Origin of the sequence: Myxococcus virescens (genome assembly GCF_900101905.1) — a bacterium.
Lineage (GTDB): Bacteria > Myxococcota > Myxococcia > Myxococcales > Myxococcaceae > Myxococcus > Myxococcus virescens.
Window position 1 is genome coordinate 21,749 of sequence record NZ_FNAJ01000005.1, and the last position, 22,041, is coordinate 43,789.

Annotated in this window: 20 protein-coding genes; 12 read left to right on the forward strand and 8 right to left on the reverse strand. The window is 69.7% G+C overall.

From position 1 onward, the window contains the following. Window positions 1-215 precede the first annotated feature (215 nt). The gene (locus tag BLU09_RS16225) at window positions 216-1,196 is read left to right on the forward strand and encodes an aldo/keto reductase (RefSeq protein WP_090490459.1); all 981 of its coding nucleotides are present in this window, start codon (window positions 216-218) and stop codon (window positions 1,194-1,196) included. Window positions 1,197-1,254: 58 nt separating this feature from the next. Here the strand turns inward: BLU09_RS16225 and BLU09_RS16230 are convergent, their stop codons facing one another. The 3 genes from BLU09_RS16230 to BLU09_RS16240 all read right to left on the reverse strand — a co-directional run bounded on the left by BLU09_RS16230 (window position 1,255) and on the right by BLU09_RS16240 (window position 4,854). Next, a complete protein-coding gene (locus BLU09_RS16230; protein WP_090490460.1) occupies window positions 1,255-2,505 on the reverse strand; it encodes a DUF4130 domain-containing protein in 1,251 nt (416 codons plus the stop codon). A 70-nt stretch (window positions 2,506-2,575) separates the two neighbouring features. Continuing rightward, window positions 2,576-3,544 carry an FHA domain-containing protein gene (locus BLU09_RS16235; RefSeq protein WP_090490461.1) on the reverse strand — a complete coding sequence of 323 codons (969 nt, stop codon included), beginning with the start codon at window positions 3,542-3,544 and terminating at the stop codon, window positions 2,576-2,578. Next, a complete protein-coding gene (locus BLU09_RS16240) occupies window positions 3,532-4,854 on the reverse strand; it encodes a S1C family serine protease (protein ID WP_090490462.1) in 1,323 nt (440 codons plus the stop codon). Before BLU09_RS16240 ends, BLU09_RS16235 begins: the two co-directional genes overlap by 13 nt. A gap of 173 nt (window positions 4,855-5,027) precedes the next feature. Here BLU09_RS16240 and BLU09_RS16245 point away from each other — a divergent pair, with 173 nt between their 5' ends. Further along, on the forward strand, window positions 5,028-6,428 hold the full coding sequence (locus BLU09_RS16245; protein WP_090490463.1) for a DUF3943 domain-containing protein: 1,401 nt from the start codon (window positions 5,028-5,030) through the stop codon (window positions 6,426-6,428). 17 nt (window positions 6,429-6,445) lie between these two features. Here the strand turns inward: BLU09_RS16245 and BLU09_RS16250 are convergent, their stop codons facing one another. After that, window positions 6,446-7,120 carry a hypothetical protein gene (locus BLU09_RS16250; RefSeq protein WP_090490464.1) on the reverse strand — a complete coding sequence of 225 codons (675 nt, stop codon included), beginning with the start codon at window positions 7,118-7,120 and terminating at the stop codon, window positions 6,446-6,448. 835 nt (window positions 7,121-7,955) lie between these two features. Between BLU09_RS16250 and BLU09_RS16255 the strand changes: the two genes are divergently transcribed. Further along, entirely contained in the window at window positions 7,956-8,303 is a 348-nt protein-coding gene (locus BLU09_RS16255; protein WP_090490465.1) for an ArsR/SmtB family transcription factor, read from the forward strand. Then, window positions 8,300-8,752: an SRPBCC family protein gene (locus BLU09_RS16260; protein WP_090490466.1), complete on the forward strand. Its 453-nt coding sequence runs from the start codon at window positions 8,300-8,302 to the stop codon at window positions 8,750-8,752. Before BLU09_RS16255 ends, BLU09_RS16260 begins: the two co-directional genes overlap by 4 nt. Before the next feature lie 15 nt (window positions 8,753-8,767). Here BLU09_RS16260 and BLU09_RS16265 read toward each other — a convergent pair whose 3' ends face one another. From BLU09_RS16265 to BLU09_RS16280, 4 genes are all read right to left on the reverse strand, one after another. After that, entirely contained in the window at window positions 8,768-9,436 is a 669-nt protein-coding gene (locus BLU09_RS16265) for a hypothetical protein (protein ID WP_090490467.1), read from the reverse strand. Next, complete coding sequence (locus BLU09_RS16270; RefSeq protein WP_090490468.1) at window positions 9,433-9,774, reverse strand: protealysin inhibitor emfourin; 342 nt, start codon at window positions 9,772-9,774, stop codon at window positions 9,433-9,435. The genes BLU09_RS16265 and BLU09_RS16270 overlap by 4 nt, the downstream gene beginning before the upstream one ends. A 19-nt stretch (window positions 9,775-9,793) precedes the next feature. Further along, entirely contained in the window at window positions 9,794-10,948 is a 1,155-nt protein-coding gene (locus BLU09_RS16275; protein WP_090490469.1) for a M4 family metallopeptidase, read from the reverse strand. 138 nt (window positions 10,949-11,086) lie between these two features. Continuing rightward, window positions 11,087-11,470, reverse strand: coding sequence for a VOC family protein (locus tag BLU09_RS16280; RefSeq protein WP_090490470.1), 384 nt, complete (start codon window positions 11,468-11,470; stop codon window positions 11,087-11,089). Window positions 11,471-11,805: 335 nt separating this feature from the next. Here BLU09_RS16280 and BLU09_RS16285 point away from each other — a divergent pair, with 335 nt between their 5' ends. The 8 genes from BLU09_RS16285 to BLU09_RS16320 all read left to right on the forward strand — a co-directional run bounded on the left by BLU09_RS16285 (window position 11,806) and on the right by BLU09_RS16320 (window position 22,040). Beyond that, entirely contained in the window at window positions 11,806-13,023 is a 1,218-nt protein-coding gene (locus BLU09_RS16285; protein ID WP_244171770.1) for a sialidase family protein, read from the forward strand. 230 nt (window positions 13,024-13,253) lie between these two features. Further along, window positions 13,254-13,736 carry a tetratricopeptide repeat protein gene (locus tag BLU09_RS16290; protein WP_090490471.1) on the forward strand — a complete coding sequence of 161 codons (483 nt, stop codon included), beginning with the start codon at window positions 13,254-13,256 and terminating at the stop codon, window positions 13,734-13,736. 152 nt (window positions 13,737-13,888) lie between these two features. Then, complete coding sequence (locus BLU09_RS16295; protein ID WP_186817794.1) at window positions 13,889-14,974, forward strand: 6-phosphofructokinase; 1,086 nt, start codon at window positions 13,889-13,891, stop codon at window positions 14,972-14,974. 18 nt (window positions 14,975-14,992) lie between these two features. Continuing rightward, entirely contained in the window at window positions 14,993-16,924 is a 1,932-nt protein-coding gene (locus BLU09_RS16300; protein ID WP_090490473.1) for a serine/threonine-protein kinase, read from the forward strand. Next, window positions 16,921-17,928, forward strand: a complete 1,008-nt coding sequence (locus BLU09_RS16305) for a hypothetical protein (RefSeq protein ID WP_090490474.1) — start codon at window positions 16,921-16,923, stop codon at window positions 17,926-17,928. The genes BLU09_RS16300 and BLU09_RS16305 overlap by 4 nt, the downstream gene beginning before the upstream one ends. Window positions 17,929-17,956: 28 nt before the next feature. Next, window positions 17,957-19,849, forward strand: a complete 1,893-nt coding sequence (locus BLU09_RS16310) for a sigma 54-interacting transcriptional regulator (protein ID WP_090490475.1) — start codon at window positions 17,957-17,959, stop codon at window positions 19,847-19,849. Window positions 19,850-19,866: 17 nt separating this feature from the next. Further along, entirely contained in the window at window positions 19,867-20,439 is a 573-nt protein-coding gene (locus BLU09_RS16315; protein ID WP_090490476.1) for a hypothetical protein, read from the forward strand. After that, window positions 20,436-22,040, forward strand: coding sequence for a carboxypeptidase-like regulatory domain-containing protein (locus BLU09_RS16320; RefSeq protein ID WP_244171771.1), 1,605 nt, complete (start codon window positions 20,436-20,438; stop codon window positions 22,038-22,040). Before BLU09_RS16315 ends, BLU09_RS16320 begins: the two co-directional genes overlap by 4 nt. Window position 22,041 lies beyond the last annotated feature (1 nt).

Genomic DNA, 22,041 nt, shown 5'->3' on the forward strand with positions numbered 1-22,041 from the left:
CGCCGCGTCACATCCCCTGCTGGAAGCACGAGGGGCACGCTCCGCATCGCTCCGAACAGCGCCCCTTGGATTCCGGCTCTTTCTACCGGATTCCAAGTAACCAGAAAAGGCCTGGTACGCGCGCGCCTCGGACTTCCACGGTATGAGCCATGACACGCCCAGTGACACAACGAGGCGTGCCGCCATCCACGCTGAATGAATGAGGAACCAACGGAATGAAATACACCAACCTCGGACGCACGGGTCTTCGTGTGTCTCGTCTCGGCCTGGGCTGCATGAGCTACGGCACGCCCAAGTGGCGCCCCTGGGTGCTGGATGAAGAAGCCGCGCAGCCGTTCTTCCGCCGGGCGGTGGAGCTGGGCATCAACTTCTTCGACACCGCGGACATGTATTCACTGGGCGCGAGCGAGGAAATCACGGGCCGGGCCCTTCGCCGTTACGCGCGCATGGACGAGGTGGTGCTGGCCACCAAGGTCTACTTCCCCATGGGGGACGGGCAGAACATGCGGGGCCTGTCGCGCAAGCACATCGTCCAGGGCTGCGAGGCCAGCCTGAAGCGGCTGGGCGTGGAGGCCATCGACCTCTACCAGATTCACCGGATGGACCCGAACACGCCGCTGGAGGAGACGCTGGCCGCCCTGGACCAGCTCGTGCACCAGGGCAAGGTGCGCTACCTGGGCGCGTCCTCCGCGTATGCGTGGCAGTTCGCGCGGGCGCTGGGGATCGCGGACCTGCGCGGCTGGACGCGCTTCGTGTCCATGCAGGGCCACTACAACCTCGTCTACCGCGAGGAGGAGCGGGAGATGCTGCCCCTGTGCGAAGCCGAGGGCATTGGCGTCATCCCCTGGTCGCCGCTGGCCCGCGGCCTGCTCGCGGGCTCTCGCAAGTCGCTGAAGGACCGGGACGCCACCACGCGAGCGAAGTCGGACACGCTGTCACCCATGCTCTATGACCAGGCCAGTGACTGGGACGTGGCGGAAGCGAACCGAAGCGTCGCGGAGAAGCGCAACGTGCCTCCCGCGCAGACGGCCCTGGCCTGGCTCCTCTCGCGCCCCGCGGTGACGGCGCCCATCATCGGCGCCACGAAGCTGGAGCACCTGGAGGACGCGGTGCGCGCGGTGGACCTCAAGCTGACCGCCGACGAGGTGAAGGCCTTGGAGGCCCCCTACCAGCCTCACACCGTGCGTGGACTCTGAGCGCAGGGCCGAGTCGGCGGGGCGCTGACACAGGCGAGATGCACCCGGGCCCGCGGCGTCATGGACCCTCCACGCGCCGGGCCCGCGCTTCACCCGTGAGCCGCTGCCGCAACCACGCCGCCGCCGACCGGAGATCCGCTTCGAAGTGGATGCGCGCCTCCGCCCGCGCCCGGCCTTCTGGAAGCCGAAGCACCGCTTCGGGGTCGAACGTGGCCATCCAGCCCTCCGCCCACCGCGTGTCCAACAGCTGCCCCCGGCTCAGGTGCATGCGGAAGCCCACCCCCAGGAAGGCCTGCGCCGCCACGGGCCCCAGCGCGATGATCATTCGCGGGCGGACCTCCGCCACCACGCCCTCCAGCCCATGACGGCAGGTGCGCCCTTCCCCCCGCGCCGTCGGAGGGAGCACCCCGTGCCGCGAGCGGCATCCGTCCCCGCACGGCCGCACCACCCGGCGACTGGAACGCGTGAGCCCCGCGCGGCCCAACACGACCTCCAGGAGCGCTCCCGCGGAACCCGCGAAAGGCGGCTCCGCGATGTCCACGGGGGAAGCCCCCACCAGCAGCAAGGACGCGCGCTCCACGTCCGCCTGTGGTGGTGAATGGGACGCCGCCAATTCTACCCGAGCGCGCGCCCACTCCGGCAGCGCCCCGCCTTCCTCGAAGGTCAACCGCTCCCGGTCCCAATGCGCCCAGGTGTCTGGCGTGAACAGGCTCCAGGAGAAGTGCGGGAAGCGGCGCACGAGGAACGGCGCCACGTCCCGGACGATGAGGTGTTCGGGCCGGTACCACGCGACATGGTGTTCGCGCCCGTTCCGCCACACCCGGCGGAAGCGCAAGGCCGCCATCAGCGCCTGCGTGTCCCGCCGCACCGCCTGCTCCAGCCACCGCAGCCGCCGCACGTCCGCGTCGTCGTGCCACTCCAGCAGCGACGGCTCTCCATGGGTCAGCCGCCACAGCACGCGGTACAACAGCGCCCAGCGCGCCGGCTCACGGTGGCACACCACCTTCTGCGCCAGCCCCACGAAGTCCCGAGGCACCCCGGACGCGGCGCGCCCCCAGGCCTCCCAGCGCGCGGCCTCCGGCCACATGCCCTGGCGTCCACGCGTCTCCTCGAAGTGCACCCGCGCTGGAGGTTCGCCCCGCGCCAGCAGCCCCCGCGCCACCACCCGGAAGGACGCCAGGTCCGGCGCCACGAAGACCCGCGTCAGCCCACCGTCCCGGTGTCTGGCCGCGAGCCGTTCCCCTTGCGCGCCCCGGACCTGCGACCACCGGGCACCGATGACAGGCCTCAACTCCTGATGGACGTCCATCCGAGCATTCCTACCTGCCCGGTCTGACATCCACCGTCCCGCCCGTGACGTCCTGCCGGCCCCTGGCGGCTCACGGGTCGCGCGCCAGCGCGTCCACCTGTTCCTGGACCTTCACGGCGTCGGAGAAGAAGTCATCCATGGGCTCGGTGCCCACCAGCCGGAAGGCCGGAGGCAGGAGCGACCGGCGGAAGCCCAGCTCCGTGCTGAAGGACTCGTTGCCCAGCCATTCATCCGCCCGCGACAGCGCGCCAAACGACAGCGTGACGACGGCGATGACCCGGATGAGTCGCTCCGGCTCCCAGCGCGTCACGTAGCGCAGGTGCCAGTAGAGCCCCCAGGCCATCAGCGACAAGAAGGCGACGTGGTGGGCCCAGGCCAGGTTGCCGCTCACCCCCAGGCTGAAGCCCACCAACGTGAGCAGCGGCTGGATGACGACGGAGCCCAACAGCACCAGCGCGGCCACGGTGGCATGCGTGCGGTAGTGGAACTGGCGCCGGGCGATGCGGCTCGCCACCGACCAGCCCCCCGCCCACAGGAAGGTGATGCCCAGCGGCACCACCAGCGCCACCGTCAGCTCTCCCCAGTCCGTGCGCCCGTAGTTGGCCAGGTAGCCTTCCAGCAGGCTGGCGCCCAGCAGGGCCTGCAGGGCCAGGGAGAAGTAGCGGGGCTGCTCGAACACGCGCGGCCTCGGCGCGGTGGGCGCCGCCGCCACGACGGTCTTCTCCACCGGGTGACTGCGCGCGCGGAAGCGCAGCACCGTGTCCCCCACGGACACGCGGGTATCCGTGGCCAGCTCCAGCTCGGCCAGCTGCGCCCAGGGCTCCACGCGGTAGGTGCCGTTCTGGCTGCCCACGTCGCGCAGCACCAGCGTGCCGTCGTCGCGGCGCTCGATGCGCAGGTGCTCGGCGGAGATCTTCGGGTCATCCAGGATGACGTCGTTGCCGTAACCCCGGCCGACGTTGACCGGGAAGCGCTCCAGGCGATGACGGGCCTGGACGGAGTCCCCTTCCAACACCTCCAGGAAGATTACTTCATCCACGACAGCCCCTCCAGGTAGCGGCGCGCCAGCTTGCGGCCATTGTCCGCGGTGAAGCCCGCCAGCGTGAGCGACGTGTCCACGCCGCTGGTGCTGGCATTGAGCGTGGCCGCGCGCAGCACCAGGTCATAGAGGCCGGGGAACTTCCGGTAGGCACGCATGCACAGCGCGGCGCGGACGGGCAGGCCCGCCACGTCCACGAACTCCGACTGGCAGCGGTAGTTGGTGACGTCCTGCCGCGTGGCCTCCACCGCTTCCGGGTCCTGTGAGAAGAGCGCGCTGTAGAGCGCGGAGAAGCGCAGCGCCCCCAGCTTCTGGCTGGTGGCGTGTTGATGAAGGAAGGCCACCACGCCCGTCCGGTGGCGCGAGGACACGAAGATGTCCTCCTCCGACGAGCACTGGTAGTTCGTCACCGTGTACGGCACCTCGGGGTCATGCGGCGTATCCCCCCAGCACTTGAGGAACGTGCCCCAGCGCCCCGGCACGCGGTAGCTGCCCAGCGTCTGCTGCGGCACGGGCGCGCCCAGCAGCCTTTCTGTGACGCGCTGCTGATTGTCCAGGAGCTGGGCGCGCACGGTGTCCAGCAGGGCCTGCGCGCCGGAGTCCTTGGCTTCCAGCGCGCGGGCCAGCAGCGCGCGCGCGTGCTTCACCGGCACCAGGAAGCCCACCTGGTTGCCCATGGTCGCCACGTTGACGCCCACCACGCGGCCCTCGCCCGTGAGCGTGGGACCGCCGCTCATGCCCGGATTGATGGCCCCGCTGAAGTGCAGCCGCTCATAGAGCGCGTCGTGGATGAAGCCGTTGTACGTCCCCTCCACGATGGTGGTGCCCAGGTCGCGCGGATTGCCCATGGCGAACAGGCGCGCGCCCTGCGGCGGCTCGCGGTCGTCCAGGTCGAAGAAGCTCTGCACCGGGGTGGCCGTCTGGATGATGGCTAGGTCGTGCACCACGTCCACGTCCACCAGGCGCACCGGCACGGGCTCTGCGCCGCCCTTCAAGACCAGCTCCGCCGTGTAGTCCTCCGGGTGGATGACCACGTCGGAAATCACGTGGTAGTTCGTCACCGCGTGCCCGGCGGCCGACACGAAGAAGGCCGAGCCGATGGACGAGCGCGTGCCGGAGCGCCGCTCGATGATGCGCACCTGCGCGACCTGTCCCTCGATGCGCTGGAACAGCTCGTGCGTGGCGGGTGGCAGCGCGCTCAAGGGCACGGCGGGCACGGTTTCGGGGGTGCCAGGTGCGGGAGGCGGGCTCGGCTCCGCCGGCACGACCGGCGACTGCGTGAGCACCGCTGCGAGGATGAAGGCGAACATGGATGCGGCGCACCCTACCCCACCGCGCTCTCCGACGGACGTGCAGCCGCATGTCCCGCGCCAGGCAGGCGACCGGGCGGTCCGTCCACCCACCGACGCGGGCCTGCGCCGCCGGTCCATGGTCGCACCGCGCGCGGGGTCCCCATCTTCGCCCTTCGGGTGGGGGAGCCGGCATGCGTCACAGCCAGTGGTGCGGCCGGCGCGGCCCCGCGGCGCGATGGCGGAAGGTGGCGCTGCTGGTGTCCCTGCTGCCCTCGCTCGCCCAGGCAGCGGAGTTGCCCGCGGATGCGCCACGCGCCGAGGACGAGGAGGCCGCCGCCCCACCTCCCCGGCCCCGCCAGTTCTGGTGGGCCCTGGGTGAAGTGACGGCCATCAACCTCACGGTGTGGGGCTTCAACCGATACATCATGAACAAGGACTTTGCCCGGGTCGGTCTGGACGCCTGGCGAACCAACCTCGAAACGGGGTTCGTCTGGGACAAGGATGATTTCAGTACCAATCAGTTCGCGCACCCCTACCACGGCAGCACGTACTTCAACGCCGCCCGGGACCACGGCTTCAACTACTGGGGCGCCATGGGCTTCACCCTGGTGGGCAGCCTCCAGTGGGAGTTGTTCGGCGAGAACCATCTGCCCTCCTTCAACGACCTCATCAACACCACCATGGGTGGGTGGGCCCATGGCGAGGTCATCTACCGGCTGTCCTCCATGCTGCTGGACCAGCGCGCCACGGGAACCCGGCGCGTCGCCCGCGAGGTGAGCGCGGGGGTGCTCAATCCCATCCGAGGCTTCAACCGCGTGGTGCGCGGGGATGCCTGGCGCAACGCGCCCACCCCGGAGGACTGGCAGCCGCCCGTGTTCGCCGTGCTGACACGCACCGGCTACCTGAACATCGACGCGGGCACGACGCTGAACCAGTTCTTCGCGGAGCTGGACCTGCGCTACGGCGATGCCCTGCGCTTCCCGGTGGACGCGCCCTTCGACGCCTTCAACCTGGGCGTGCAGTTCACCACTGGCGAAAACCGACTCATCAGCCGCGCCGAGGTGAAGGGCGCGCTGGCGATGCTCCCGCTGGAGAACGGTGGGAACGAGCGCGTGCTGCTCGGCGCCTTCCAGCACTTCGACTACAACGACACGCAGGCCTACGAGCTGGGCGGTCAGTCGATTGGCGCGGGGCTCGTGTACCGGTACCTGACGCAGGAGGGCCGTGAGCTGCGCCTGGCGCTTCATCTGCGAGGCGTGGTGCTCGCGGGCATCACCTCCGAGTACGCGGACATGGTGGGCCGCGACTACGACTATGGCCCGGGCCTGGGCTTCCACTTCGAGGCGTCCTACGGGCGCTGGCCCTGGGAGTACCTCAAGCTGCACGCGGGCAGCACGTGGCTGCACACGCTCAACGGCGCGGACGGCAACCATCTGGTGCATGAGGGCACCTTGCTGCTGGACGTGCCGTTGTTCGCCAACCTGGGCCTGGGCGCCAGCTTCACCTTCTTCGAGCGAAACAGCTTCTTCCGCGACTTCGATACCGTCTCACGCGGAATCCCGCAGGCCCGGGTGTTCCTCTCCGTGCACTGACCGCCCACGCGGGGCGACTACGTGGGGTTGCCCGCCGCGTGACGCAGCCGCCGCCGGCGCCACGCCGTGTACGAGACGACCAGCGCTCCGGCAAGGGCTCCCGCCAGCGCGCCCAACACCCGGCGTGGGACGGGGCCCCCCGCGCTCGGCGGCTCGTGGCGGAAGGTCTCCAGCGAGGCGCGCACTTGCGGCTCCAGCGCCTGCCACCGCACCGCGGGCGCGCTGACCATCACCACGGCGTGCTCCCCCTCCGAGGCCAGGCCCGCGACGAGCACCGTGCGGACCTGCCCTGCCTCGCGCAGCGTCCCCAGCACCTCCACACGCGGTGTCACCCCGCCCAGGCGCTCCACGCGTTCCGCGGCGAGCGAGAGCCCCAGCTCGCGCTGGTAGTGCTGCATCACCGCGGACGCGAACTCTTCCCGGTCAGAGGGGCTCGCGCTGAAGCCGCGCCCCACCACGGACACGAGCAGCGTGGCGGCGTCCGGGCCCTCACCGTCGGTGAGGGCCGCCGACAAGGCGCGCGGCGCGTCCGGGTCCAGCGCCACCGCGCCCACGCGCGAGCCGGCGTACTGCTCCCACCGCACCATGTGGAAGCCCTTCGGTGGGCGAAACGAATAGCCATCCCGGCGCAGCTCCGTTCCGAGCGCGCCCGGCAGCGTCAGCAGTCCGACGGCCAGGAAGGTGGCGTGCACCGAGGCATCATAGTCATCCCCCCACGCCAACGCCCGCCCGGAAGCCGGGTGGCCTCGCGACCACAACGCACGGCGTGTGGCCCTGCGGGCTGGGCTGACGATGGAGACTGACCCGGAGTGCCGAATCCGGTTGTCCGAAAGCGCTCGCTCGCAAGGACATTCGTGCGAGTCGCATCTCGGGCGAGACCTGAATAATCAGCCCATCCGTTCCAGACACAGGACTGCACCCAGCCCTGGGTGGCCGCGCATGAATGGCGTTGGCGGAAGTCGGACGCGTCTCGTGACCTGGGTCCTGGCCGGATGGCTGATGTCATGCGCGCCGGGACCGAACAGTGGCGTCTTGGAGGGGAACGCGTCGCCTCCGGAAGGCCCGTCGCCCGTGGGAGCGCCCTCGGAGGGTGCTGCGGCGCCGCCACAGGACAACTGCCCCGGCGATGTGCTCGCGACGAACAACGGCGTGTATGCAGCGGGGACTTTGGCTAGCCCGGTGAACCCGCGGGAGCGTGTGGTGGACTCGGTGCGTCGACTGGCGGCGCCGCCGGCGCCGCGATCAAACGCCGGGGCACGCGGTGAACGTGCCGGATGCCCGCGACGACACCGGCGGGGGGCGCATTCGCGGCCCTGTCATGCCTTGAGGTGCTGACACCGCCGCTACTGGCAGGTCACCGGGTCCTTGCAACGACTACGAGGGCACGCCCAGCCGGCGCTACGTGCCCGCCCCGCCGTAACGCCCTGTCTCTCGTACTCGGCCCGAGCGGGCGGCCAGCCTCATCGACTTCCGCCAATACTTAAGCATCGACTTGACAATTGAACCCGCATCCCAATACTTAAGTCCGTGCCTAACCAATCGGACATCGACCGGGTCTTCCACGCCCTGGGGGACCCCACGCGCCGAGCGATGGTCGAAACCCTGGGCAATGGACCCGCCTCGGTGAGTGCGCTCGCCAAGCCGCTTGGCATCTCGCTCGCGGCCGTCGTCCAGCACCTTCAGGTGCTCGAGGAGAGCGGCCTCGTGACGACCGAGAAGGTTGGCCGCGTGCGCTCGTGCCGGCTGGAGCCCAAGGGCTTCCGGGTGGCCGAGCAGTGGATTGCCGATCGAAAGAGCCTCATCGAGCGGAAGTTCGATCGGCTCGAAGCCCTGCTGTCCGAAGAACCCGCCCCACCCTCTGGAGACAAGCCATGACCGTCGTTCACAGCACCTTCACCATCGACCGCGTCTTCAACGCCCCCGTTCCCCGCGTGTTCAACGCATTTGAGAACCCTGAAATCCGCCGCCGCTGGTTCGTCGAGGGCGAGGGCTGGGAGGTTGGCCGCTACGAGCTGAACTTCCAGGCGGGAGGCCGCGAGGGGGGGGTCTTCCGGTTCCAGGGAGGCCCGGAGATTGGCAACGACACGCTCTACACGGACATCATCCCCAACGAGCGCATCGTCTTCGCCTACACGATGACCATCGCAGGCAAGCGCATCTCCTCGTCGCTGGTGACGGTGCAGTTCACCGCCGAGGGCGACAAGACGCGCATGTCCTATACCGAGCAGGGCGCGTACTTCGAGGGCGGACAGGACGCGATCCGCGGCCGCGAAGCGGGCACGAAGGAACTGCTGGAGAAGCTGGCGCTGGAGTTCACGCGCTGAGCATGGGCGCTGGCCTCACTCGAGCGCCGCGATCCGGTACTCCCCCTCTTCGAGCACCAGCCGAACGGCGCGTTCGTCGCCCAGCGGGAACACGGCCTCTCCCGCGCCGACGCGGACATGCGTATTGAGTGCGAGCCGGGCACGGCGGAGACGCTCCTTCGCAAGCGGTTCGCGCTCGAAATCCTCGCGAAGGCGCTCCGGTGTGTAACGCGCTCGCAAGGGTCCGGCGAGCTGGCCCCAGGCGGCCTTCCAGTCACGGGCCTCCACGCTGTCGATGAATTGGCGAAGGGCGGCCCGAGGCACATCCGCGGGCCGGGCCTCGACGACACGCCACCCCTGAGTGGACTGCGCGACCGTCAGGGAGGGCGCTCGCGCCTCGAGGAGCGGCGCGCCGGCGCGGACGTCCGCGGCCCGCGCGCTGCGAGCTCCGGGATCCGAATAGCGCTCCAGGAACGCCGACTCCTCCTCGGGCCCACCCACCGTCAGCGCGAACGCGTCCCCGACACGTCCTTCCTCGAGGGCGCGGGCATACGCCTCCGCAACGGAGGCGGGTTCGCGCGGCGTGGTCGCACAGGCGGTCAGCAAGAGGCAGAAGACCAGGGAACGGTTCATACGCATCTCGGGGAGAATACCTGCCCGGGCACGCCGGCCAATCGCTGTCTTCGACCAGGCACGGTGCCTCACCCAGGCGTGCCTGGCCGAGCGCCGCGGCGCTGCGCCCTCTCCGCCTTCGTCACCTGCTCCAGCAGGTCATGAAGCCGTGGCTCCTCCACGGGCTCGATGAACTGGACGGTATGCCGCCGCCCCTCCTCCTCCACGGTCAGGGTGAACCGGCGGGCATCCGCGGCGCCTGGAGGCAGGGTGCCCACAACGGGAGGCAGTTCGAAGAAGCGGGCGGCCTGGACGCTTTTCCGCAGCGCCTCCGCCTGCTCTGGGGGCAGGCTCGTCAGGTCCACCACTCTTGGCCGAGCCAGCCCAGGGAAGTAGGCCGGCCCACCTTCGCGCTTGAGTTCGATACGCATGGCAGCCGCGACACAGCCCTTACGCCCTGGGGGCGCGCCCCGCTTGTGTCGAGGGCTGGGTGACGGCGCCGACGAACGCGGGCATGCGGACACCCGACCGTGCGACGCGGATGCCCACCTGCTCCCACGCCTCCCGGACCGCGTCTTCCTCCTCTCCCGCGCCGAACAAGCGCGTCGCGGACATCACGGTGATGCGCGCGAAGTCGAGGAAGCCCATGTCGGGCTTGATGTGTGAGTCGCGAATGGCGTCGTACCAGATGCGCCCCGCCCGCTCCCAGGCGTAGCCGCCCAGCTGCGACGCAACCAGGTAGAACGCCCGGTTGGGGATTCCGGAGTTGATGTGCACCCCCCCGTTGTCTTCCCACGTCCGGACGTAGTCCTTCATGTGTCCGGGCTGAGGGTCCTTGCCCAGCACGTCATCATCGAAGGCCGTCCCCGGATTCTTCATGGAGCGCAGCGCGACCCCCTCCACGTTGCCGGTGAAGAGTCCCTTGCCGATGAGCCAGTCCGCCGCATCCACCTTCTGATTGAGCTTCATCTGGCGCACCAGGGAGCCGAAGACGTCGGACATGGACTCGTTGAGCGCGCCCGCCTGGCGGAAATACCAGAGCGGTCCCTCGTCCTCGGTGACACCGTGCGCGAGTTCGTGCGCGATGACGTCCAGGCAGATGGTGAAGCGGTTGAAGAGGTCGCCGTCCCCATCGCCGAACACCATGCGCCGCCCATCCCAGAAGGCGTTGTCGTAGTCGTTCCCGTAATGGACGAAGGCCTGCAGCGGCATCCCATCCCCGTCGATGGAGTTGCGTCCGAAAATCTCCCAGAAGAAGTTGTAGGTGTCTCCCAGGCCGTCATAGGCCTCAGTGACGGCGATGTCGTCCGTCGCCTCCTGTCCCTCGAAGCGAACGGGCGTGCCAGGAAACGCTTCGCTGTTCCTCAAATCGAAGATGGTCCGATGCAGCGCGGATTCCACCATCATGGCCCTGGGACGGGTGACGAGCGTCGATGGGGTCGTTCTGCTTCCCGCGAGCCGGAGCGCACGGAACGTCGAATCCGTGGAAAGCGTCCGCAGGACACGCTCACGTTGATCGCTGGTGCCGTTCTGCGCGATGGAGCGAGCCAGGTAGGGCGGCAGGATGCAGTGGATGGAGTGCCGGTGTCGTGCTGGGTGGAACATGACGAATCCCTCTGCTGAATGGGTTCAGCCAAGAGGGTAGGAACGCCGGGCGTCCCTACGGGCGACTCGGCCGCGCACAGGCTCCGCCGTCATGAAGGAGCACAAGCACGCGGACGAGCCCGGGCCTCCAGGTTCCCGTCAACGCGCCTCTTGAGTCGACACCCACCACGTGGTGCCACCGGCGTCGCGGAAACCACCGCGCTTGTCCCCATCCCCACTGTTGACAGGAGCCTTCACGGCCACGGCGCCGGCGTCGAGCGCGCGCTGGTAGATCCGGTCCACGTCCGCGACGTACACGTGGACATGGGCCGGCACCACGGGCCAGCCGTTGGCCGCGTCGCTCAGCATGATGACGGTGTCGTCGATGCGGACCTCACCATGGGCCAGTCTACCGGCGTCCCCGGGAAACATGCGCAGCCGCTCGGCACCGAAGACCTCGACGAGGAAGTCGATGGTCCGGTTCGCGCCGTCCACTACGAGATAAGGTGCCGCAGAGGTGTAGCCGTCGGGCTTGTAGGTCATGGGTCCATCCTGGAAGTGAGCACCGCGAAGTAGGACGACACTGGCCCCGCATCGGCACCGCCGCAAGCGCCATCTCGGCATCCCACGGCGAACTCGCCCGTTCGTCTCCCAGGGCGCCTCCCCGTTCGCCATTCCCATGCGAACAGCGCCCCCGTTCAGTGACACCGCACGCGGCCAGCGCCTATTCCTCCGCCTCGCCTTTGGTGAGGGGGATGGGGAACATGGCGAGCACGATGAGCCGATGTCTCAGGGGCGTACTGTTCGGAACCGTGCTGTTCTCCAGGAGTGCGGCGGCCCAGGAAGTTCCGGCACGACTCCAGGAGACCTTCGGTCCAGTGCTGAATTTGAGCGGGACGCCCACCTTCAACTTCGAATTCCAGACAGCCGTCGCCGACAGCAACGTCTACATCGTGTGGAGTGATACATCGTCCCTGGACGTCACCCACGTCTACCTGCGCAGGAGCTCGGACCAGGGAAAGAGCTTCGAGCCTCCCCTGAGGCTGAGCAACAACACCGGGTCCGCCTACCTCCCCACCGTGGTCGCGGAGGGAAAGAAGGTCTACGTCGCCTGGCACGACCAGGGCATCCAGTTCCGCGTGAGCCACGACAACGGAAGGAACTTCGACCCCGTGGTGACCCTGGCCGCGCACGGCTTTTCGCCCCGGCTCGCGGCCGAGAACAGCGACGTGTACGTGACATGGACCGAGCTCACGGGCCCGCGGTCCGCGACCCAGCAATTCCGCGCGAGTCACGACAAGGGGATGACCTTCGGCCCCACCCTGGCGCTGGATGACCGTCATGGCACCGGGGTGACGGAGATGACCGCGTCCAACAATCGCGTCTACATGGTGGGCGACAACATCGACGCGGATGACCGGCCCGACGTGTACGTGAGGACCAGCCCCGACGAGGGAACGGCCTTCGCACCGCGTCTCAACCTCAGTGCCGGCGAGGGCCCAGGACAGCCGTCACTGCTCGCCCGCATCGCCGTCAAGGACCAGAAGGTCCACGTGGTCTGGGAGGAATGCAACGACCTCTTCCCGGACACCTGCACCATCCTCTACCGCCGCAGCACCGACCGGGGAGCGAGCTTTGGGCCCACCCAAGCCATGAGTGGGAGCCAAGGCTTCGCGCTCGCTCCGGACCTCGAAATCTCGGGTCAGCACGTCTTCGTCGCGTGGCAGGACGACAGCCCCGGCAACTTCGACATCCTCCTGCGCACCAGCAACGACCACGGGGCCACGTTCTCCGCGCCGCGCAACCTGAGCCTGAGCCCGGGATACTCCGGAGCCGTCAGCCTCTCCGCGGCCCAGTCGCATCTGCGCGTCGCGTGGGAGGACACCACCGCCGGCTCGGTCGACATCTTCTACCGGGCCAGCGGTGACCTGGGCGCGTCGTTCACCCCCGTGACGGACCTCAGCAACACGCCGACGCGCTCCTCCGCGCCACGTGTCTTCGCCTCCAGCGGCGGATCGCACGGCTACGTGGCCTGGCTGGAAGACCTGACCAACGAAAACACCGACGTGTTCTTCCGCCGTACCGAAGCGAAATAGCCCGGGACACCCCGTCTCCTCGCAGTCGCAGCGGCCTCTCTCGCACGGCACCCTGGCCGCGGGCGTCTGCGCGCGCGACATGCACCGCACACACCGCCTTCTGGAATCCGTGCCGGAGTGTCGGCCACTCCGACACAGCGTGTGGCCTCCTGGAATCCGAGCCTTGTCGCGGCGTCTCCCTGCGTGTTCGTTGTGACATCCCCGCGCGGCGCGGGTAACCTGCCCGGGAGATGAACCCCGCCGCCAGGGCCGACATGGAGTCACGTGCCGATCGCGCCCTGCGCCGCGGCGAGCTCACCGAAGCGCTCGGCCTGTACGAGTCGCTGGTGCGGGCCTTCCCGCACGACGAGGCGCTCGCCCTCAAGCTCGCCAACGCGCGCGAGCTGCTCCAACCCGCGGAGTTGGAGGTGCTCGAAGCCGTTCGGGCCGAGGCCAGCATCCCCCTCCCCGTGGGCCCTTCCTCCCCCGTCCAGGAAGGCGAGCGCCTCTTCGCGCTGGGCGACTATGCGGGCGCCGCTGCTTGCTACCGGCGCGCGGTCCAGGAACGCCCGGACAGCGAGCTGCTCAAGGAGCGGCTGATCGAGCTCTATGGCCTCGCGAAGGCCATGCCCCTACAGTCACCGACAGATAGGGCGCTTCCCGACAAGCCGGAGCCTCGGCTCCAGGCCCTGCTGGACCGGGTGGCCTCGCGCCGCCGCCTGAAGCGGGACTGAGGAAAACGCCCGTTTCCACTCGCGAATCAGCCCTGGCCGGTGATTCACGCGTTGCACCCCCGGGGGCCCCCCCCTACAATCAGGTCCGACGTTTCTGTCATGGTGAAGCACCCTCCCTCTGACACCCGCGTCCGACCTGTATGCCCCGTCCCATGAGACTTGGAGTCCTGACCGGCGGTGGCGACTGCCCCGGCCTCAACGCACTCATTCGCGGCCTCGTGAAGCGGGGCACGCACGAATTCGGCTACGAGTTCGTGGGCATCGAGAACGGCTACATGGGGCTGGTGGAGCCAGGGCTCGCCCACCCGCTCACCGAGGAGGACACCCGCGGCATCCTCCCCAAGGGCGGCACCATCCTGGGCACGTCCAACAAGGCCAACCCCTTCAGCTACGCGACCCGTGAGGATGGGCACTGGGTGGAGCGGGACGTGTCCGATCAGGTCCTGCGCCGCTGCGAGGAGCTGGGCCTGGACGGGCTCATCGCCGTGGGCGGCGACGGGACGCTGTCCATCGCCCACCGGCTCGTGGAGAAGGGGCTCAAGGTGGTCGGCTGTCCGAAGACCATCGACAACGACCTGTCCGGGACGGATCAGACCTTCGGCTTCGACACCGCGCGGCTCATCGTCACCGAGGCGCTCGATCGCCTGCACTCCACCGCCGAGGCCCATGACCGGGTGATGGTCGTGGAGATCATGGGCCGCCACGCTGGCTTCCTCACCCTGGAGAGCGGCATCGCCGGGGGCGCGGACGTCATCCTGATTCCGGAGATTCCGTACAGCGTGGAGTCCGTGGTGGAGAAGATCCGCCGCCGCTCCACCCGCCGTCGCAGCTTCTCCATCATCGCCATCTCCGAAGGCGCGTTCCCCCAGGGCGGCGAGCTGGCCGTGCTGGACACGGCGGAGGCCATCCCCGGCCGGGGCGTGGTGCGGCTCGGCGGCTCGGGGAAGGTGCTGGCGGACCTGCTGGCCCGGCACATCGAGGCGGAGATTCGCGTGACGGTGCTGGGCCACCTCCAGCGCGGGGGCAGCCCCAGCGCGGCGGACCGGGTACTGGCCACTCGCTACGGGTGCAAGGTGCTGGACCTGGTGAGCGCGGGCCAGTGGGACCACATGGTGGCCCTGCGCGCGGGCGAAATCATCGCGGTCCCCTTGAGCGAGTCGCGCAAGGAGCGCCGGGTGGATCCGGCGGGTGAGCTGGTGCGCTTCACCAAGAGCATGGGCATCAGCTTCGGGGACTGAGGGGACCGCCAAACCGCCATGACGACGCTCGTCGGCCGCCATATCGGTCGCTACCGCATCCTCGAGCAACTGGGCTCGGGGGGCATGAGCGTCGTGTACAAAGGGCTCGACACCGCCCTGGACCGTGAAGTCGCGGTGAAGGTGCTGCACCCGCACCTGGCCGGCAAGGACGAGTCCCGCCGGCGGCTGGCCCGCGAGGCCCGCGCGGTGGCCAAGCTGCACCACCCCAACATCCTGGAGGTCTTCGACTTCTCCGCCGCGGACGCCCAGGACGCGTTCATCGTCACCGAGTACATCCGCGGGCAGACGCTGAAGACGTTCCTGGACGAGGGGCCCATGGACCCGCCGGAGCTGGCGGCCATGGTCATCCACGAGCTGGCCGCGGCGCTGGCGCACGCGCACGAGTCCGGCGTCATCCACCGCGACCTCAAGCCGGAGAACGTCATGGTGCGCGAGGACGGCGTCCTCAAGCTCATGGACTTCGGCATCGCGCGGCTGATGGACATCGAGGAGCGGATGACCGTCACCGGCACGCTGGTGGGCTCGCCAGCCCACATGGCCCCGGAGATCATCGAAGGCCTGGAGGCGGGCCCCACGGCGGACGTCTTCAGCGTGGGCATCATGTTCTACGCGGCGATGACGGGACGGCTGCCCTTCAGCGCGCCCAACACCACCGCCACGCTCAAGCGCATCCTGGACGGGGACTACGAGGACGCACGCCGGCGCGTGCCCGCGCTGTCGGACGAGCTGGCGGACATCTGCGCCATCTGTCTGCAGCGCGACCCGGAGCGGCGCTACCCCGACGCGGCCCGGCTGCGGGACGCCCTGGCGGACTACCTGGCCGGCCTGGGCTTCGCCCGCGTGGGCGAGGAGCTGGTGTCGTACTTCGCGGACCCGGCGTCGTACCGGAAGCTGGCCCGTCAGCGCATCGTCGCCACCCTGTTGGAGCGCAGCGAGCGGCAGCTCGCGGAGAAGCGCACCCCGCGCGCCCTGGCCAGTCTCAACCAGGTGCTGGCGCTGGACACCACCAACGCGCGGGCGCTGGCGCTCCTCAAGAGCATCCAGCGCGCCCAGCGCATCAAGACGTGGCGCCGCCGGGGGCTGCGTCTGGGCGTGGGCGTGGCCGCCGCCGGACTGCTGGGACTGGGCGGCTGGAAGGCCCGCCACGCGAACGACGCCGAAGCCACCCCCCCGCCCGACGCCACCACGCCCGGACAGGTCGCGGCCACGCTGCCTCCGGCCCCGCCTTCCGAGCCGCTCGTCACCGTCGCGCCTCCCGACACCACCCCGGCCCCGAAGGAGAGCGCCGGGCGTCCCGGCCCTGGCACGTCGCAGCCGCCCCGCCCGGCTTCGCGCGCGGTCAAGGGCACGCCGGCGCCGGGAGGCCTGTCGCCGCGGACGGATGGCACGCCGGCCGTGGGCGGCACCGTTCGCAGCATGGGCACACGCCCCGCGGGCGAGGACGAGGAAGCACCGCGCAAGCCGCTGGTGCGCAAGCTGCCAGTGTCCATCCTGGTGCGCCCCTATGGCAGCATCCGCGTGGATGACGGCGCGGCGAGCGCCCAGCCGCTCCAGAAGCATGACGTGGAGGTGACGCCGGGCCGGCACACCGTCACCATCTCCTGCGACTACTGCGAGGACGTGGTGGACACCATCGACGTGCAGCCGGACGGCGACAACGTCTTCCACCTGCGCGCCCAGCCCAAGGCGTCCCGCCTGTCGGTCGACTTCGAGCCCGCGGGCGCGCTGGTGCGCGTGGGCGACGAGTTCCGCTCCGCGGAGGACAGCGTGAAGACGCCCTTCGAGGTCCGCTCTCCGCGAGGCCCCGCGGGCTTCCAGCACACCGTGGTGGTGGAGGTCTCCCACCCCGGCTACGTGCCGGAGCGCCGGGTGGTGCATCTGCGGCCGGGCGAACCCACCACCCTGCGCGGGAGCCTCCGCCCAGAATGAGCCGCTGCCTCCCGCTCTTGCTCTCGGCGCTGCTGCTGCTCGCTCCGGGCGCCACGCTCGCCCAGGACGCCGGTGACCCGGAGGTCGCCGCGCTGCGCGCCAGCTTCGAGTACGGCAAGTACGCGGAGGTGATGGACCGCGCGGCGTCGCGCATCGACCGGGGCGGCCTGGATGAAGACGACCTGGCGGAGCTGCACAAGCTCGCGGGCCTGGCGGCCTTCAACCTGGGCCGCACCGACGACGCCCGCCGCCACCTGCGCGCGCTGCTCCGGTTGGATCCGGACTTCAGCCTGGACCCCTTCGTCGTCCCGCCGCCCGCGGTGGCCTTCTTCGACACGCTCAAGGAGGACATGGACACGGAGCTGGACTTCCTGCGCCAGGAGCGGCGGCTGCGTCAGGAGCGCGAGAAGGCGGAGGCCGAGCGCCGCGAGCGCGAGCGCCTGGAAGCCGAGGTGCAGCGCCGCCGCGCCGAGGAGCTGGCGTCCCAGGTGACGGTGCGCACGGTGGAGAAGCGCAACTTCCTGGTCAACTTCGTCCCCTTCGGCGCCGGCCAGTTCCAGCAGGGCCGCACCAGTCTGGGCATCGTCTTCGCCGCCACCGAAGGTGTGCTGGCGGTGACGAGCATCATCTCCTTCTTCGCCTACGAAGGACTCTTCGAAGAGCGCACCATCGATCTGGACAACGTGCTGGACCCGGATGGCCGGGCCTCCGTCACCGTGCGCTACATCCCCACCAGCCGGGCCAGGCAGCGCGACGCGTGGCAGCTGCTCAAGCTGTCGTCGGCCGCGGGCTTCTACGCCATCTACGCCGTGGGCGTGGTGGACGCGCTGTTCCACCACGAGGACCAGGTGGTCCGCAGCACGGTGGAGCCTCGCGCCGAACAACCCGCGGAGCCGCTCCCCCGCTCCACTTCCGCCCGCGCGACGGCACCGAAGACGTACACGCGCGTGGGCATCTACCCGACCTCCGGCGGACTCGGCGCCGGTCTCACGCTCTCCTTCTGACGGAGACTCCCTCCAGGTACGTGAAGCCATGGCCAGCCTCACCGTCCGCACCCCCGATGGCAAGGTCCGCGCAGTCTCCCTGCACAAGCGTCTCACCAGCATTGGCCGGGGCCCGGACAACGACATCCCGCTGGAGGACACCGCCGTGCCCGCCAGCGCCCTGCACGTCACCTTCGACGGCACGCGCTACGAGGTGGGCAGCCTGGGCGCCACCTTCCACGTCAACGGCAAGAAGCGCGACGCCCATGCGCTCTCCACCGGCGACGTGGTCCGCGTGGGCCACACCGAGCTGATCTTCGCCCGGGACGACGCGCCCCGTGCACCGCCGCTCCCCGCGTCCCCTCCGCGCGAGCTGATTCACACGTCCAACCCCGACTCGCACACCTCGGAGCTGCCCGGCGTCCCCGGCCGCGAGCTGCTGCTGCTGCGCCGGCTCACCGCGTTCAGCGAGCGGCTGTTGGGGCTCTACGACCTGGAGCGCCTCCTGGAGAGCCTGATGGACGAGGCCATCGAGGTGACGCGCGCCGACAAGGGCTTCCTCATCCTGATGGAGAACGGGGACCCGCGCGTGAAGGTGGCGCGCAACGTGTCCCGGGAGAACATCGAGGACGCGGTGGAGAAGGACAAGATCTCCGACTCCATCATCGCCAAGGTGGTGAAGGAGCAGAAGGCGCTCATCGTCGCGGACGCGCTGGACTCGCCGGAGTTCAACAAGAGCGAGTCGGTGGTGAACCTGCGCGTCCACTCCGTCATGTGCGTGCCGCTGATGCAGAAGGGCGACCTCTTCGGCGTCCTCTACGTGGGCAACGACCGGCTGGTGAACCGGTTCGAGCCCAAGAGCGCGGACATGCTCACCATCTTCGCGGCGCAGGCGTCGCTCATCCTCCAGAACGCGATGCTGGTGAGCGACCTCAAGCTCGACAACACCGAGCTTCGCCGCAAGCTGGAGGACCAGCGCTATGGCGACATCGTCGGCGCGTGTCAGGGCATGCGGGACGTGTACAAGCGCATCGACAAGATCGCGCCCACGGACATCTCCGTGCTCATCACCGGTGAGACGGGCACCGGCAAGGAGCTCATCGCGCGGGAAATCCACCGCCGCTCGACGCGCGCGAAGGGCCCCTTCATCACCATCAACTGCGGCGCGATTCCGGAGAACCTGCTGGAGAGCGAGCTGTTCGGCCACGTGAAGGGCGCCTTCACCGGCGCGGTGGCCACCAAAGCCGGCAAGTTCCAGGCGGCCATTGGCGGCACGCTCTTCCTGGACGAAATCGGGGAGATGCCGCTCCAGCTCCAGGTGAAGCTCTTGCGCGCGCTCCAGGAGAAGGTCGTCTACAAGGTCGGCGACAACCGCGGCGAGCCGGTGGACATCCGCGTGGTGGCGGCCACCAACAAGGTGCTCGAGGACGAGGTGAAGAAGAACACCTTCCGCGAGGACCTCTACTACCGCCTCAACGTCGTCACGCTGAAGCTGCCGCCCCTGCGCGAGCGCGGCGAGGACGTGGTGGTGCTGGGCCGCTTCTTCCTCCAGAAGTACGCCCGCGAGTTCAGCTCCAAGGCCCGCGGCTTCACCCCCTCCGCCACCGTGTCCATGCGCAAGTACGGCTGGCCGGGCAACATCCGCGAGCTGGAGAACCGGCTCAAGAAGGCGGTGGTGCTCGCGGACAAGCCGCTCCTGGGGCCGGATGACCTGGACCTGAAGCCGGAGAACCTGGAGCCCATCATGCCGCTGCTCCAGGCCAAGGAAGAGTTCCAGAAGCGTTACATCAACGAGGTGCTCGCCCGGAACAACGGGAACCGCACCAAGACGGCCAAGGACCTGGGAGTGGACCCGCGCACCATCTTCCGGCATCTGGAGAAGCTGGAAGCGGAGAAGTCAGGGCGGCCCCTGCCGCCCGAGGAGGGTGACGAGCTGCTCTAGGGGAGCAGCCCGTCCGGATGATGGAAGCGACGACGCGGCGATACTCCTGGAGACGAGAACTGTGGCTGCTGATGGCCGCGGGCTGCGCCGCGTCCGGCTGCCTCATCCCCCAGGACGACACGCTGCTGGACGCCGTGCCGGACTTCATGAACCGGCCGCCGCGCATCATCGACAGCCTGGTGGCCCCCCAGCAGCGCTTCATCTCGGACTTCGGCGCGGACGGCTGCGACCTCGCCTTCGAGGTGGCCGTCGAGGACCCCGACGTGGACGACCGCATCGTCGTGCACTGGTACGTGGACTACAACCCGCAGGACCCGCGCGGCCCCTACCGCCAGTATGAGTTGGCCAGCACCCGCGAACCCCGGCGCTCGGACCGGGGCACGCTGCTCATCAGCCTCGCGTCCGCCAACAACCCGCTGAGCACGCCCGGCCCCCACCTGGTGGAGGCGCTGGTGACTGACGCGGAGCTGGTGGACCGCGTGGTGCGGCCCCGGCCGGTGCAATTGCCGGACGGCACCACCATCAACAACCCCGGCTTCGTCGTCACCTATTCGTGGGTGGTCAACACCGTCCAGGGAGACTGCCGGTGAAGCGGGTGCGGCGACTCGCGTGGACGGTCCTGCTGTCGGGCCTGCCCAGCGCCGGCTGCGTGCTGCTGGAGGAAGCGCCCGACCCCAGCCAACTGGTGTGCCGCGCGGACAGCGACTGTGCCATCAACGAGGTGTGCTTCCCGGACGGCTGCGGCGACCCGGGCCGGGACATCGTGGTGGAGGTGACGCCCAACCCCCATGACGGCCTGCACGCGCAGGACTTCCAGGTCGACGCCATCCGGCCGGAGCTGAACCTGGCGCTGTTCGGGCCCGCCACCGTCCAGGGCAGCACCGTGCGCGCCACGAGCCCCGTCGGCAGCGCCCCGCGTCCCTACAACGAGCCGCTCCACCTCACCGCCCGCGGGGAGAGCGCGCTGCTGCCGGGGGTGGCGCGCCTCTTCACCGCCGACCTGGTCCCTCTCAACGGCGCCTGGGTGCTGCCCGTGGGGACCGGGACGTACACGGTGACGTTGGAGCCGGAGGACCTGGGGCTGCCACCGGTGCGCGGCGAAGCCACCGTGTCGCCCGGCGGCGCCGTGCCCCTTCAAATGGTGCTGCCCTCCCCCAACCAGGTGGCCCGGCTGGAGGGCCGGGTGGTGCGCCAGGGCGCGCAGCTCGTGGACGCCGCGCTGCAGGTCCAGGCGCTGGACGCGGACCTGACACCCCTGTCCCAGCGCGTGCCGGTGGCGCGCGGCTCGGGCGCCTTCTCCCTGGCCCTGCCGCTGGAGGCCTCGCAGCGCACCAGCCTCCTGGTGCGCGTGACGGCGACAGGCGACGTGTGGGTGCCACAGAAGACGTTCACCGTGGATCCCCGCGAGCCGCTCATCGCGCCGCTGGAGCTGGGTGACTATGGCGAGCCGGTCCAGGTGTCCGGTCGCATCCTGGGACGGGACGGCCGGCCCGTGGTCCAGGCCTCCGTGTCCCTGCGCGGCCCCGTGGGAGGCGGCGGCACGTACCAGGGGCCCCTGAGCACCACCGACGCGGAGGGCCGCTTCACGGTGGAGACGCTCCCGTCGGGGCCGGGCGGCCACCTGTCGCTGGTGGTGGTGCCGCCGTCAGGCTCCACCGCGGGCCTGACGGTGCAGTCGGTGGAGGTGCCTCGCACCGGCGCGGTGCTGCCGGACGTCGTGTGTCCGGACCGGCGCATCATCCGGGGGACGATTCTCCAGACGGACAACACCTCACCGGCGTTGGGCGTGAGGGTGCTGGCGGATCCGGTGGGACAGGTGCCCGGCTGGCCGCGTCCACCGGCGGGCAGTGAGTCCCTGGGCACCACCGACGACACGGGCGCCTTCCGCCTGGGGTTGGATCCAGGCATCTACCGTGTGGACTTCATCCCCACGGAGAACCTGCCCCGCGTCAGCCGCGTCATCACCGTGCTCCCCGGCGACGACGCGTCCGAACAGGTGCTGGCCACCTTCCCGCTCCAGCGCGGCCGCACGGTGCGGGGCATGGTGACCGAGGCAGGGGCGCCCTCGCCCTATGCCTCCGTGCGCTTCTACCGGGTGGCGGACCTGGGCGGGCGCCCGTCTCCGGTGCTGCTGTCGCAGACGGTGTCGGACCACCTGGGCCGCTACACCGCCCTGCTGCCGGTGCGCTGAC

Excerpts from the sequence above, each read along its gene's own strand:
- BLU09_RS16270 (WP_090490468.1), bottom strand. The coding sequence starts at position 9,774 with ATGCGTATCGAACTCAAGCGCGAAGGTGGGCCGGCCTACTTCCCTGGG.
- BLU09_RS16245 (WP_090490463.1), top strand. The coding sequence starts at position 5,028 with ATGCGTCACAGCCAGTGGTGCGGCCGGCGCGGCCCCGCGGCGCGATGG.
- BLU09_RS16230 (WP_090490460.1), bottom strand. The coding sequence starts at position 2,505 with ATGGACGTCCATCAGGAGTTGAGGCCTGTCATCGGTGCCCGGTGGTCG.
- BLU09_RS16275 (WP_090490469.1), bottom strand. The coding sequence starts at position 10,948 with ATGTTCCACCCAGCACGACACCGGCACTCCATCCACTGCATCCTGCCG.
- BLU09_RS16305 (WP_090490474.1), top strand. The coding sequence starts at position 16,921 with ATGAGCCGCTGCCTCCCGCTCTTGCTCTCGGCGCTGCTGCTGCTCGCT.
- BLU09_RS16240 (WP_090490462.1), bottom strand. The coding sequence starts at position 4,854 with ATGTTCGCCTTCATCCTCGCAGCGGTGCTCACGCAGTCGCCGGTCGTG.
- BLU09_RS16295 (WP_186817794.1), top strand. The coding sequence starts at position 13,889 with ATGAGACTTGGAGTCCTGACCGGCGGTGGCGACTGCCCCGGCCTCAAC.
- BLU09_RS16290 (WP_090490471.1), top strand. The coding sequence starts at position 13,254 with ATGAACCCCGCCGCCAGGGCCGACATGGAGTCACGTGCCGATCGCGCC.
- BLU09_RS16300 (WP_090490473.1), top strand. The coding sequence starts at position 14,993 with ATGACGACGCTCGTCGGCCGCCATATCGGTCGCTACCGCATCCTCGAG.
- BLU09_RS16280 (WP_090490470.1), bottom strand. The coding sequence starts at position 11,470 with ATGACCTACAAGCCCGACGGCTACACCTCTGCGGCACCTTATCTCGTA.
- BLU09_RS16315 (WP_090490476.1), top strand. The coding sequence starts at position 19,867 with ATGATGGAAGCGACGACGCGGCGATACTCCTGGAGACGAGAACTGTGG.
- BLU09_RS16310 (WP_090490475.1), top strand. The coding sequence starts at position 17,957 with ATGGCCAGCCTCACCGTCCGCACCCCCGATGGCAAGGTCCGCGCAGTC.
- BLU09_RS16260 (WP_090490466.1), top strand. The coding sequence starts at position 8,300 with ATGACCGTCGTTCACAGCACCTTCACCATCGACCGCGTCTTCAACGCC.
- BLU09_RS16225 (WP_090490459.1), top strand. The coding sequence starts at position 216 with ATGAAATACACCAACCTCGGACGCACGGGTCTTCGTGTGTCTCGTCTC.